13 protein-coding genes are annotated in these 12894 nt (G+C 72.0%); 7 read left to right on the top strand and 6 right to left on the bottom strand.

The window, feature by feature from the left end; translation table 11 throughout:
* Positions 1–50: 50 nt before the first annotated feature.
* Positions 51–1853, top strand: a complete 1803-nt coding sequence (locus AB0A90_RS01035) for an acyl-CoA dehydrogenase (protein WP_357239564.1) — start codon at positions 51–53, stop codon at positions 1851–1853.
* Positions 1854–1865: 12 nt separating this feature from the next.
* Here the strand turns inward: AB0A90_RS01035 and AB0A90_RS01030 are convergent, their stop codons facing one another.
* Positions 1866–2042, bottom strand: a complete 177-nt coding sequence (locus tag AB0A90_RS01030; protein ID WP_238644885.1) for a hypothetical protein — start codon at positions 2040–2042, stop codon at positions 1866–1868.
* A gap of 216 nt (positions 2043–2258) precedes the next feature.
* A complete protein-coding gene (locus tag AB0A90_RS01025; RefSeq protein WP_357239561.1) occupies positions 2259–2978 on the bottom strand; it encodes a spermidine synthase in 720 nt (239 codons plus the stop codon).
* Between the two features lie 126 nt (positions 2979–3104).
* Here AB0A90_RS01025 and eccB point away from each other — a divergent pair, with 126 nt between their 5' ends.
* The gene (gene eccB, locus AB0A90_RS01020; RefSeq protein ID WP_357239558.1) at positions 3105–4481 is read left to right on the top strand and encodes a type VII secretion protein EccB; all 1377 of its coding nucleotides are present in this window, start codon (positions 3105–3107) and stop codon (positions 4479–4481) included.
* 124 nt (positions 4482–4605) lie between these two features.
* Here eccB and AB0A90_RS01015 read toward each other — a convergent pair whose 3' ends face one another.
* Genes AB0A90_RS01015 through AB0A90_RS01000 form a run of 4 tightly spaced genes read right to left on the bottom strand, consistent with a single transcriptional unit; the run spans position 4606 to position 8482 of the window.
* On the bottom strand, positions 4606–5211 hold the full coding sequence (locus AB0A90_RS01015; RefSeq protein WP_357239555.1) for a class I SAM-dependent methyltransferase: 606 nt from the start codon (positions 5209–5211) through the stop codon (positions 4606–4608).
* Between the two features lie 54 nt (positions 5212–5265).
* Positions 5266–6132: a carbohydrate ABC transporter permease gene (locus AB0A90_RS01010; RefSeq protein ID WP_357239552.1), complete on the bottom strand. Its 867-nt coding sequence runs from the start codon at positions 6130–6132 to the stop codon at positions 5266–5268.
* Positions 6132–7091: a sugar ABC transporter permease gene (locus AB0A90_RS01005; RefSeq protein ID WP_357239549.1), complete on the bottom strand. Its 960-nt coding sequence runs from the start codon at positions 7089–7091 to the stop codon at positions 6132–6134. The genes AB0A90_RS01010 and AB0A90_RS01005 overlap by 1 nt, the downstream gene beginning before the upstream one ends.
* Positions 7088–8482 carry an extracellular solute-binding protein gene (locus tag AB0A90_RS01000; protein ID WP_357239547.1) on the bottom strand — a complete coding sequence of 465 codons (1395 nt, stop codon included), beginning with the start codon at positions 8480–8482 and terminating at the stop codon, positions 7088–7090. The genes AB0A90_RS01005 and AB0A90_RS01000 overlap by 4 nt, the downstream gene beginning before the upstream one ends.
* Before the next feature lie 115 nt (positions 8483–8597).
* Here AB0A90_RS01000 and AB0A90_RS00995 point away from each other — a divergent pair, with 115 nt between their 5' ends.
* From AB0A90_RS00995 to AB0A90_RS00975, 5 genes are all read left to right on the top strand, one after another.
* Positions 8598–9635 carry a zinc-binding dehydrogenase gene (locus AB0A90_RS00995; protein ID WP_357239544.1) on the top strand — a complete coding sequence of 346 codons (1038 nt, stop codon included), beginning with the start codon at positions 8598–8600 and terminating at the stop codon, positions 9633–9635.
* On the top strand, positions 9636–10457 hold the full coding sequence (locus tag AB0A90_RS00990; protein ID WP_357239541.1) for a sugar phosphate isomerase/epimerase family protein: 822 nt from the start codon (positions 9636–9638) through the stop codon (positions 10455–10457).
* Positions 10458–10522: 65 nt separating this feature from the next.
* A complete protein-coding gene (locus AB0A90_RS00985; protein WP_357240645.1) occupies positions 10523–11809 on the top strand; it encodes a hypothetical protein in 1287 nt (428 codons plus the stop codon).
* Between the two features lie 55 nt (positions 11810–11864).
* Complete coding sequence (locus tag AB0A90_RS00980) at positions 11865–12263, top strand: NUDIX domain-containing protein (protein ID WP_357239538.1); 399 nt, start codon at positions 11865–11867, stop codon at positions 12261–12263.
* Between the two features lie 42 nt (positions 12264–12305).
* Complete coding sequence (locus AB0A90_RS00975; RefSeq protein WP_357239535.1) at positions 12306–12821, top strand: DUF2267 domain-containing protein; 516 nt, start codon at positions 12306–12308, stop codon at positions 12819–12821.
* The last annotated feature ends 73 nt before the right edge of the window (positions 12822–12894 follow it).

The following is a 12894-nucleotide window of genomic DNA, read 5'->3' as shown; positions in this document are numbered from 1 at the left end:
GTGGGCCGTCGCCCCGGCCCGACCCGCCCCCGTGCCCGCTGAGGAGTGCCGTGCCGTCCACCCTGCTCTCCCGCCGTGACCTCGACTTCCTGCTGCACGAGTGGCTGCGGGTGTCCGAACTCGTGGAGCGTCCCCGCTACGCCGAGCACTCCCGGGAGACCTTCGACGACGCCCTCGACCTCGCCGAGCGGGTGGCCACCGAGCAGTTCGCCCCGCACAACCGCGCCGCCGACCTCACCGAACCCACCTTCGACGGGCAGCGGGTGCGGCTGATCCCGCAGGTGCGCGCGGCCCTTGACAGTTTCGCCGAGACCGGCCTGCTCACCGCCGGGCTGGACGCCTCGGTCGGCGGCCTGCAACTGCCGCACGCCGTCGCGGCGGCCTGCTTCACCTGGTTCCAGGCGGCCAACGTGGCCACCTCCGCGTACCCGTTCCTCACCCTGGGCAACGCCAACCTGCTGCTGGCGCACGGCAGTGCCGACCAGGTGGACACGTACGTCCGGCCCATGCTCGACGGCCGGTTCTTCGGCACCATGTGCCTGTCCGAGCCGCACGCGGGCAGCTCACTGGCCGACATCACCACCCGGGCGGAGCCCCAGGCGGACGGCACGTACCGAGTGTTCGGCACCAAGATGTGGATCTCCGGTGGCGATCACGAGCTGGCCGAGAACATCGTGCACCTGGTGCTGGCGCGGATCCCCGGCGGCCCACCCGGCGTCAAGGGCATCTCGCTGTTCATCGTGCCCAAGGTGCTGGTCGGCGCGGACGGGTCGCTCGGCGACCGCAACGACGTCGTGTTGGCCGGGCTCAACCACAAGATGGGTTTCCGGGGCACCACGAACACCCTGCTCAACTTCGGCGACGGCGGGCACACCCCGGGCGGCCGCGCCGGTGCGGTCGGCCACCTGGTCGGTCCGCCGCACCAGGGGCTGGCCCAGATGTTCCACATGATGAACGAGGCCCGGATCGGGGTCGGGGCCGGCGCCACCGCGCTGGGTTACACCGGGTATCTCAAGAGCCTGGCGTACGCCAGGGAGCGACCGCAGGGCCGCCCGGTCGGCGCGAAGGACCCGGCCACGGCGCAGGTACCGATCATCGACCACCCCGACGTACGACGGATGCTGCTGGCGCAGAAGAGCTACGTGGAGGGAGCGCTGGCGCTGGTGCTCTACTGCGCGCGGCTGCTCGACGAGCAGCACACCGCCCCCGCCGAGGCGGACCGCGAGCGCGCGCACCTGCTGCTGGACGTGCTCACCCCGATCACGAAGAGTTGGCCGTCTCAGTGGTGCCTGCATGCCAACGACCTGGCGATCCAGGTGCTCGGGGGCGCCGGGTACACCCGTGATCACGACGTGGAGCAGCACTACCGGGACAACCGGCTCAACCCGATCCACGAGGGCACCCACGGCATCCAGGCGTTGGATCTGCTGGGCCGCAAGATGACCATGCGGGGCGGTGCCGGCCTCGCCGAGCTGACCGCGACGATCGGCGACACGGTCGAGCGGGGCCGAAAGGTCGGCGGCGAGGCGGCCGATCTGGCGGACCGGCTGGCCGCCGCGGTGGACCGGACAACCGCGGTCACCCGTCGGCTGTGGGCCGACGGTGACCCGGTGTCCGCCCTGGCCAACGCCACCGCCTACCTGGAGGCGGTCGGGCACGTCGTGATCGCGTGGATGTGGTTGGAGCAGGTGCTGGCGCTGCCGCCGGAGGAGGCCGGCGACGCGTTCCACGCCGGCAAGCGCCAGGCGGCGCGCTACTTCTTCCGGGTCGAGTTGCCCCGCACCGGTCCGCAGTTCGACCTGCTGGACAGCCGGGACCGCACCACCCTCGACATGCGCCCGGACTGGTTCTGACCGGGTCAGCTGTCAGCGTCGGCGGTTCTGGTGCTGCATCGCCTGCCGGCCCTTGACCACACCCAGGATGATCACGATCACCAGCGCGATCAGACCGATGATGATCAGCCAGCGGACGGCCTCGAGGATCAGCCCGAGCAGGATCAGCACGCCGGCGACCACGCCGACGACCCAGAGCAGCGCACGCATGTCTACCTCCGGTAACCGGCCGCGCCTGGTGCGGCGGGCACGGTGTGACCTTTCCCGATCTGGCCGCCACCATGCCCACGCGAGGTGCGATGCGTTGCTGCCGATCGACTCGGGTTCCGTGCTGTCGGGGTGTCCAGGACGCAGGGATGGCCCGATCGCCGGAAAACCGAGTCGATCAAGGGGGGCTGGGCCGGTGGGCATGTCGGCCCGGCCGGTTCAGCCCTCGGTGCGCGCCACGTAGACCGTGTTCGCGGACTCGCCGCCGGTCAGCGGGTTGGCGAACGGCACGACGTGCGCCCGCACGTCCACGAACACCTCGGCGAGCGCCGCGGTGAACTCGGTGTCCGGCGGGTCGTCCGACCAGAGCGAGAAAATCCCCTCGGGCCGCAGCAGGGCGGCCAGCCGACGCAGCCCGGCCGGCGGGTAGAACGCCGCGTGACTGGGGTGCAGGACGTTGCGCGGGGAGTGGTCGACGTCGAGCAGCACGGCGTCGAACCGCCGCCCGGGTGCCTCGGCGTCGAAGCCGACGTCACCGGCCACCGCGGCGAAGAAGTCGGCCTGCACGAACCGGGTCCGGGGGTCCTCGGCGAGCCCCGCCGCGAACGGCAGCAGACCCCGACGGTGCCAGTCGATCACGTCCTCGATCGCCTCCACCACCAGCAGCGAACGCACCCGTGGGTCGCCCAGCGCCGCGCAGGCGGTGTAGCCCAGCCCGAGACCACCGACCACCACGTCGAGCGAGTCGCCGGCCACCGCGGCGAGACCCAGCCGGGCCAGCTCGATCTCCGCGACCGGGAACAGGCTGGACATCAGGTACTCGTCGTCGAGTTTGACCTCGTACACCTCGACCTGGAGGGCCGGATCCCGGCGTCGGCGCAGGCTGATCGCGCCGATCGGGGTCTCCCGCCAGGCCAGCTCCTCGAAACGCGCGCCCACGGGTGCCCTCTCGCCGCCGGATTCGTCCCCGGATGGTACCGGTTGCCCCGAGCCGGACACGCAGGGTCCCGAGACATCGACGCACCGCATATTCTGTGCCCCGGCCGACCCACCGGAAGGGACCTCATGCCGTCGCGGCAGGACCAGCTGCACTCCTACCAGTTCAGCGTCCAGCGGGCGGTCGCCGCTCTGGTCATGCGCGAGACCGATCCCGCGCAGTCGCCGTTTCGGCGGCTGGCCGGCGCCGGCCTGGCCAGCGTCCTGGTCGCGGCGATCGGGCTCGGCGGCTTCGCGCTCTACGGCCTGTTCGCCGGGGGCGGCAAGGGTTGGCGCGACCCGGGTGCGGTGATCGTGGAGAAGGAGTCCGGCGCGCGGTTCGTCTACCGCGAGCAGAAGCTGCACCCGGTGCTCAACTACGCCTCAGCGCTGCTGATCGTCGGCGCGGACCAGTCCAAGACCGTGCTGGTCTCCCGACGCACGATCGACGGCGTCCCGCGCGGGCTGCCGCTGGGTATCGCCGACGCGCCGGACTCGCTGCCCGCACCCGGTCGGCTGGCCACGGCGGCGTGGACCGTCTGCTCGACGGCCCCGGCGGGCGAGGCGCCCCGCTCCGCTCTGCTGATCGGCACCGAGCCCGACGGCGGCCGACTGCTGGGCGACGAGGCGTTGCTGCTGCGGCACCCCGACGGCGGGCTGCACCTGGTCTGGCACCAGCGGCGCTACCTCGTCCGCGATCCCAGCCGGGTGCTGGCGGCGCTCGCCACCACCCGCGCGCAGGCGGTGGCGGTGGCACCCGCCCTGCTCAACTCCCTGCCCGCCGGCAGCGACCTCGCCCCGCTCGAACTGCCCGGGCTGGGCCAGCCGGCCACCCAGGTGCCGGACGCCGCGATCGGCACGGTCTACCTGGTGAGCAACTCCGGTGGCGGTCGGCAGTACGCGGTGGCCGTCGACGCCGGCCTGGCCGGCATCACCGAGTTGCAGGCCGGGCTGTTGCTGGCGCGCACCGGGCAGGGTGAGCCGGTGCCGATGACGTTGGGTCGTTTCGCCGCGCTGCCCACGGTGCCCGACCTCGCACCGAGTGGCGCGTACGCCCCGCCGCCGACCCCGCCCCGGCTCGCGGCCGGCGACGGGGGGGACCTCTGCGCCCGGGTCGCCGACGACGGCGGGGTTGCCGAGGTGCGCTGGGGCGTACCGCTGCGGGACCTGGCGGCCACGCCGCGGACCGCGCCCGTCGACGGCGCGGTCCTGGCCGACCACGTGGTGGTGGAGCCGGGTCGCGGCGCGGTGGTCGAGGCCGCCGCGGCGCCCGGCGCGTCCGGCGGCGCGGTGTCCGTGGTCACCGACCTGGGCCGACGGTACGTGCTGGCCGACCGGGAGGTGCTGCCGATGCTCGGCTATCGCGGGGTGCGCCCGGTGCGGCTGCCCGCGGGGCTGGTCAGCCTGGTGCCCGCCGGCGCCACCCTGGACCCGGCCGCCGCTCGGGCCGTCGCCGCCCCCGCCTGAAAACCCCAAGCCTGCCGGCGGCGTGGCGGCGTGGCGGCGGTGATCAAGAGGTTTGCGTCAGAACCGAGCGTGAGCCTGACGCAAACCTCTTGATCACCGGAAAGCAGCGTGCGGCGGTCGGGTGTCAGTCGGCCGGACGGCGCAGGATGCTGACCGCGAACGGCGCGTCGTCGCGCCACGGGCGCAGGTCCCAGGTGGCGAAGCGCTGCTCCACCCGCAGGCCGGCGGCCACCGCGTCGGCGTCGAAGGCGGTGAGGGGGTAGCCACGCTCGGTGCCGAAGCCGACGGTCAGCACACCGTCGGGCCGCAGGTGCAGGGCGACCCGGCGCAGCACCTCCGGTTCGGTGCCGACGGCGACGAAGGCGAGGACGTTGCCGGCCAGCACCGCCGCGTCGAACGGCTCCGCCTCACCCATCGCCGGCAGGTCCAGCTCGGCCAGGTCGGCGACCAGCCAGGTCGGGCCGGGATAGTCGGCGCGGGCGGCAGCCACCAGGGCGGGGTCGGCGTCCACCCCGACCACGGTGTGTCCGCGCTGGGCCAGCGCGGCACCGACCCGGCCCGTGCCGCTGCCGGCGTCGAGGATCCGGGAGCCGGGCGCGACGAGGGTGTCCACCAGTCGGGCCTCGCCGGCCAGGTCCGCGCCCTCGGCCGCGAGTTTCCGAAACCGGTCGATGTACCACTGCGAGTGCTCGGGGCCGGTGTCGGTCGCCCAGCGGGTCGGGTTGGCCATGAGGCCACCGTATCCGGGCCGGTGGGGGCGCGGCCGGTGACCCGGGGGAGACGGTCATCCCTTCTCCGCGCCGCTGGTCAGGCCCTCGGTGAGCAGCCGCTCGCTGGCGAAGAAGAGGATCACGATGGGCAGGGTGAGGACGACGGACCCGGCCATCAGCACCGTCTTGGGCACCTCCACCCCGTCGGAGAGCAGCGACAGCCCCAGCGACACCGTCCACCGGTTGGGTTTGTCGATCAGGAACAGCAGGGCGAAGAGAAACTCGTTCCAGGCGATCATGAAGTCGTAGAGCGCGACCGCCATGATCGACGGCATCGCGAGGGGCAGGCTGACGCGGCGGATGATGCCGAGTCGACCGGCACCGTCGATGGCGGCGGACTCCTCCAGACTGACCGGGATCGTCTCGAAGTAGTTGCGCAGCATGTAGACCGACACCGGCAGCGTCTGCGAGATGTAGACCAGCACCAGGCCGAACAGCGAGCCGCGCAGGTCGACGAGGCTGAACGCCACGAACAGGGGAATCGCGATGACGATCGACGGGAACAGGTAGACCGCCAGGAACAGGAAGTCGACCTGCCGCCGGCCGAAGAACCGCAGCCGGGCCACCGCGTACGCGCCGGGGATCGCCACCAGCAGGGTGAGCACGGTCGCCGCGACCGCGACCAGTCCGCTGTTGCGGATGAAGGTGAGGAACCCCTGGCCCCCGTCGGCGGTGGCCTTGAGGACCTCGGCGTACGTGGCCACGGTCAGTTCACCGAAGCCGACGAGCAGCGCGCCGGGGTCGAGCAGCAACTGCTCGATGGGGCGTACCGAGAGCACCAGCATGTAGTAGAAGGGGAAGACGGTGACCACCAGGAACACGGCGATCACCAGGCGGCGAAGCCAACGCAGGCTGACCGTCTCGACCATGTCCCGGTCCATCAACTCACCCTCCGTCCGAAGAAGCGCAGATAGATCACCACGAACACGATGAGCACCACGGCCAGCACGACCGCCTGCGCGGAGGCCGCGCCGATGTCGGTGCGCGCGGTGAGGAACTCGTACACCCGGACGCTGACCACCTCGGTGCCGGCGGCGCCACCGGTGAGCAGGTAGACGTCGTCGAACTTGTTGAACGTCATGATGAAACGCAGCACGCCCAGCAGGGCGATCACCGGCAGCAGTTGGGGCAGCAGGATGTGGCGGAACCGCTGGGTGGGGGTCGCGCCGTCGACCCGGGCGGCCTCCTCCAACTCACCGGGCACCGCCTGGAGCCGGGCCAGCAGGAACAGGAACGCGAACGGGAAGTACCGCCACGCCTCGAAGGCGATGACGGTGGTCAGGGCGGTCGACTCCTGCGACAGGAACGGAACCGGAGTGTCCCAGCCCAGCAGGCGTTGGCCCCACGCGTTGACGATGCCGAGCTGCGGGTCGAGCATCACCTGCCACACGAACGTCACCGCGACGACCGGTGCCACGTACGGCAGCAGCATGGATGCCCGGACCAGCGTGCGGCCCCGGAACGGTCGGCGGACGACAAGCGCGGCCACCAGTCCGAGCAGGATCGACCCGACGGTGCCGCCGATGCTGTAGATCAGCGTGACCCACAGCGTCTCGGCGAAGCCGGGGGTGTGCAGCACCCGGTCGAAGTTGTCCACGGTGAACTCGCCGAACAGGCCGGTCTTGCGCAACGTGGCGAGCCGGACCCGCTGGAAGGCGAGCACCACGGTCCACACGATCGGGATACCGATGACCGCGAGGGTGACGAGCAGTGTCGGTGCGACGAGCGCGAGCCCGGCACGGGACTCGCGGCGGCGCAGGGTCAGTGGGCGACGGCGGCCGGCCCGTCCCGGCCGCTCCCGGTTGGGGGAGCGGCCGGTCTCGGGCGCGGTGGTGGTCAATTGACGCCCGCCTTGATGGCTTCCACGTCCTTCTTGGCCCGGCCGGCGGCGGCCGCGGCGTCGGACTTGCCGGAGTAGACGTCGGTCAGCGCCTTGGGCACCGGTAGCTCACCGAGCATGGCGCCGACCAGCTTGCCCTGCCCCTGGGTGAGCCCCCACCGCTGGAAGGTGTCCGGACTGCGGCGCAGGGTGGCGAGCACCTCCTCGCCGAAGACGTCGGCGAGGGGCTTCTTCGCGTCCACACCGGCCTGGCTGGTGTTCCAGGCCGTCAGGTACGCCTCGGGCTCGGCCGTGGTGCCCTTGCGCACCGGGAAGCGCCCCTCGGGGGACATGCCGAACCATCGCGGGTAGCCGTCGCTGAGCATGTACTCCACGAAGGATTTCGCCGGGTCGGTCACCGCGCCGTCGAGCACCGCCCACGAGCTGATCTCGCCGTACTGCGCCGGCTCGGTGCCGTTCGGACCCTTGATCGCGGTCACGAACCCGCTGTTCTTCGCGAGGAACGCAGGGTCGGTCTGACACTGTGGGCAGGTCGGCTTGGCGTCGTTGCGCAGCCCGGCCAACTCGTCGAGGATGAAGGGCGACCAGATGACCATGGCCGCCTTACCGGCGAAGTAGGTGGCCCGGGTGGTGTCCACGTCCTGGGCGCCCTTCACCGAGCTGGTGCGGATCAGGTCGCCGTAGAAGCGGATCGCCTCGACGCACTGGGGCGAGTCGAGGGTGACCTTTCCGGAGTCGTCGGTGAGCTGGCAGCCGTTGGCCAGTGCCAGGTGCTCGAAGGTCTGCTGGGTGAACACCTCGCTGGCGGAGGTCGCCGCGGTGATCCCGGCGACGCCGCCGGTGTTGAGTTTCGTCGCGGCGTCGGTGATCCGCTCGTACGTGTCCGGGGCGGGCAGGCCGGCGGCGGCGAACAGGTCCTTGCGGTAGACGAGCAGCTGACCCCACCCGTCACTGGGGACGGAGAGCTGCTTGCCGTCGTCGGAGGTCAGCTCCAACGCCCGGGGGGAGAACGTCTGCTTGCCCAGCTTGTCGACGACCTCCGCGTTCGCCGAGGCGTGCAGCAGCTCGTTGCCGGCGAGCGTACGGATGCCGGCCAGGGAGACCGACCCGACCACGTCGGGCAGGTCGCCGGCGGCGGCGTTGGCGGCGATCAGGGAGGGGAACTGGTCCTCGTTGACGGTCACGAGGTCGACCTGGATCCCGGTCTTGGCGGTGAAGTCGGCGATGATCGCCTTGGTGGCGGTGACCCGGTCGGCGACGTCTTCCAGGCTCCAGACGGTGATCTTTTTGCTGTTGCTGTCTGATTGGTCGTCGCCGCAGGCCAGCAGGGTGGACGCAGTCAGTGCCATGATCAGGGTGGTGGCGAGTATCCGCCTCGGAGGTGCTGACATCGGTGGCACTCCTCTCGAAGGGTACATGACTGATTCAACACGATCGATAGATTAATGACAAGACATATGGCGATTTTTTGCTATCCTGGAGCCCAGTGCAACCGGGATGTGACACATGGGCAACTGGGTCGTCTCACTCGCCGGGCCTCGACGGATCAGCCTCGAGCCCTGCCCACCAGATCCGCTCGGCCCCGGTCAGGTCCGGGTCCGCACCCGCTACTCGGGCATCTCCGCCGGCACCGAGCTGACCCTCTACCGGGGCAGCAATCCCCGGCTCAGCAAGGACTGGGACGACACCGCCCGGATGTTCGTCCCCCGGCAGACCCCGGTTCCCTACCCGCTGATCGGCTTCGGCTACGAAGAGGTCGGCGAGATCGTCGAGGTCGCCCCGGAGGTCACCGACCGGCGCCCGGGGCAACTCGTGTGGGGCATCTGGGGTCACCGGGCCGAGGCGGTGCTCGCCGCCGGCGCGGTCCGTCCACTCCCCACCGGGCTGGACCCGCTCGCCGCCGTCTTCGCCCGGCCCGGCGCCATCGCGCTGACCGCCGTACTCGCCGGTGACCTGCACCTCGGCGACTGGGTCGGCGTCTTCGGGCAGGGTGTCATCGGGCTGCTCGCCACCCGACTCGCCGTGCTCTCCGGCGCCCGGGTGGTGGCCGTCGACCCGGTGCCCAGCCGGCTGACACACGCCACCGACTACGGGGCGCGATCCACGGTGGACGCCCGCACCGAATCCGCGGCGGCAGTGCTACGTCTGGCCACCGACGGTCGGGGCGCGGACGTCTGCCTGGAGTTGTCCGGCGCGTACCCGGCGTTGCACGAGGCGATCCGGTCCACCGCGCACGCCGGCCGGGTGGTGGCCGCCGGCTTCTACCAGGGCCAGGCCGACGCGCTCGGCCTCGGCGAGGAGTTCCACCACAACCGCATCCAGTTGGTGGCCGCCCAGGTCTCCGGTCCCACCCCCGCGCCGAGCATGGCCGGCCGGTGGACCGGTGACCGGGTCGCGCAGACCTTCATGGATCTGGTGGCTGAGCACAGCCTCGACCCGATGCCGCTGGTCAGCCACATCGTCGACGCCAGCGCCGTCGCCGACGCCCTCGCGCTGCTCGATCGCGGCGCCGGTGACGTCCTCCAAGTGGTGCTGAGGTTCTAAATGACCGCCATCGCGCTGGCCTGTCAGGAACAACTCCTGCCGGGCACCGACCTGACCCAGAAGTTCGCGCTCGCGACCGCCCTCGGTTACCAGGGCATCGAGCTACGCGGACGCGGAGACCTCGCGTTCGCCCACCGGCTGCCGGAGCTGCGCCGGGCCCGCGCCGACGGGGTCGTGCTGCCCACCGTCTGCGTCGAGATGGATCACTTCATCGGCGACTTCGACCCGGCCCGTTCCGCCGACGCCGTCCGTAACCTGCGCTCGCAGCTCTCGGTGATCGCCGAGCTGGGCGGCGTCGGGGTGATGACCCCGGCGGCCTGGGGGATGTTCTCCCGACGGCTGCCACCGTTCGAGCCACCGCGTCCGCGCGCCGGCGACCGGCAGGTCCTCCTCGACACCCTCGGCCAGTTGGGCGAGCACGCCAGGGCCGAGGGGGTCACCCTCTTCCTCGAACCCCTCAACCGGTACGAGGACCACATGGTCAACCGTCTCGACGAGGCGGTCGCGCTCTGCGCCGCCGTCGGGATGCCGTCGGTCCGGGTGGTCGCCGACACCTTCCACATGAACATCGAGGAGGACGACATGCACCGCGCGCTGCGGGGCGCCGCGCCGTACCTCGGGCACGTGCAGGTCAGCGACTCGAACAGGTTCCAGCCCGGCGCCGGGCACCTGGACTGGCCGGCACTGGTGCGGACCCTGCTGGAGCTGGACTACCGGGGCTGGCTGGCGTTGGAGTGTCGGCTGCGCGGCGACCCGGTCCGTGCCCTGCAACAGGCCGCGACGGTCCTGCGACACGCGCTGCCCCGCGAGGCCGCCGCGTGACCGCCGGAGGTGTGACGGCCGATGCCGACCCCGCCCGCACCGGTGGGCCGGCCGACGTCGCCGGGCTGCGCCAACTCGCCGTCGACACCCTCGACGCCAACTGGGAACGGGACCACACCGTGCCCTCACGCACCCTCTACCCGCACCAGTGGAGCTGGGACTCCGCGTTCATCGCGATCGGGCTGGCCCAGGTGCGCCCCGAGCGCGCCTGGCGGGAGCTGACGAGCCTCTTCCGAGCGCAGTGGGTCGACGGGAGGGTGCCGCACATCGTGTTCAACCCGGCGATGCGTGTCGGCACGTACTTCCCCGGCCCGGAGCTGTGGCGCTCGGCGAGTGTCGAGGGCACGCCCACCGTGGACACCTCCGGTCTGGTCCAGCCACCGGTGCACGCGCTCGCGGCGTGGCTGGCGTACCAGCGGGCGCCCGACCCCACCGGCCTGGCCGCGCTGCGCCGGCTCTATCCCGCGCTTGTCGCCCAACAGCGTTACCTGGCGACGCGACGGGACGTGGCCGGTGACGGGCTGGTCTGCATCGTGCACCCGTGGGAGTCCGGGTTGGACAACAGCCCGGCCTGGGACGAGCCAATGGCCGCGGTCGCGGCGGAGGCGGCAGTCATGCGGGCGTACCGTCGGCACGACACCGCGCACGCCGACGCCGCGCACCGCCCCACGGACCTGGACTACGCGCGCTACCTGGCGATCGTCGCGGCCTACCGGGACCACGGGTACGCCGACCGCCGGCTGGCCGACGACCACCCGTTCCTGGTGGAGTGCCCGCTGTTCAACGCGGCGTTCGGGTCCGCCGAGCATGCCCTCGCCGAGATCGCCGTGCTCGTCGGCGCCGACCCGGGGCCGCACCGGTCCCGCGCGGCCCAGATCACCGAGGCGCTGCTCCGACGGCTCTACGACCACGGCACCGGGACGTTCCAGCCCCGTGACCTGCGCACCGACCGGTTGGTCGGCGCCCGTACCGTGCTCGGGTTGACGCCGCTGATCCTGCCGGACCTGCCCGCGCGGCAGGCCGACGCGTTGGTCGTCGAGGCCCGGTCGGCGCGGTTCGGGGTTGCCCAGCGCATGGACCGGCCGTTGCCCACCTACGACCGCACCGCGCGTGACTTCGAGCCCCTGCGCTACTGGCGCGGGCCGAGTTGGCTGAACATCGGCTGGCTGGTCCGGCGCGGGCTGCTCGCGCACGGGCACCCGGAGCTGGCCGCCGGGCTGCGTCGCTCGATGATCGACCTGGTCGGCGGGGCGGGCTGCCACGAGTACTTCCACCCGGACACCGGCGCCGGGCTGGGCTCGCCGGCGTTCAGCTGGACCGCCGCGCTGCTGCTCGACCTGCTGGCCGAGTGATCGCACGGCGGCCACCTGCTGGTAGCGTGCCCGATCTTCGACCGGGAGGGGTGGCGTGCGCGAGATCGACAAGGTGGCCTGGATCCTCATCGAGGACGGGCGGGTACTGAGCACCCGGTCGGCGGGCAAGGACGTCTGGTACCTGCCGGGCGGCAAGCGGGAACCGGGAGAGAGCGACCTGGAGACCCTGCGCCGGGAGATCGACGAGGAGTTGAGCGTCGAGGTGGACGTGCGCCACGCGGTGCACCTGGGTACCTTCACCGCTCAGGCGCACGGGCACGCGGGTGGTGTCACCGTGCGGATGACCTGCTACCGGGCCGGTTACCAGGGACAGCTGAGGCCGGCCAGCGAGATCGCCGAGATGGCCTGGCTCGGCTACGTCGACCGGCACCGCACCTCGCCGGTCGACCACCTCATCTTCGACCACCTGCTGGCGGAGGGCCTCCTCCGCTGACGGCGCCGTTTGTCCCGGCCGGCCGGGGGTAACCGCCCGGACGTGACCGACCCCGACGGGTTCCCGTACTTCACCGACGCGGTGTCCCGCCGGTCCGGCCTGCCGCCCGAGCAGGCCGCCGCCCTCGCCCGCGCCGTACTCCAGACGTTGGCCGAGCGGGTGACCGGCGGCGCGACCGACGACCTCGTCGGGCACCTGCCGAACGAGGTCGACGGCTACCTGACCGGCCCGGCCCCGGACCCGGCGGGGACGGTCGGCCCTGTCCTGGATCCGGCCGGGCTCGGCGGACCGGATGGTGGCGTGGACGGGTTGGACACCGGGGTGGGCCTGGATGTCGGTGGGACCGCCGCGGTTGCGCCGCCGGACGCCGGTCCGGTGGAGTTCCTGCGCCGGGTGGGTGAGCGCGCCGGGGTGGACCCGGCCACCGCCCGAGCGGGCACCGGCGCCGTCTTCGGCACGTTGCGGTCGGCGATGACCGTCCGGGAGTTCCGGCAACTGGTGGCGCGACTGCCACGCGGTGGTGAAGGCGGACTCGCGTCCGACCCCTCCCGGCCCTGAACGGGACCGCCGCCCGGCCGGTCCGGTGCGGCGAGATCCACTCGCGTTCCTTGAAGTCGGGGTATCGCGACGA

Source organism: Micromonospora sp. NPDC049204, from assembly GCF_040647935.1.
Classification (GTDB): Bacteria; Actinomycetota; Actinomycetes; order Mycobacteriales; family Micromonosporaceae; genus Micromonospora.
This window is presented reverse-complemented; position numbering and strand designations above follow the sequence as displayed.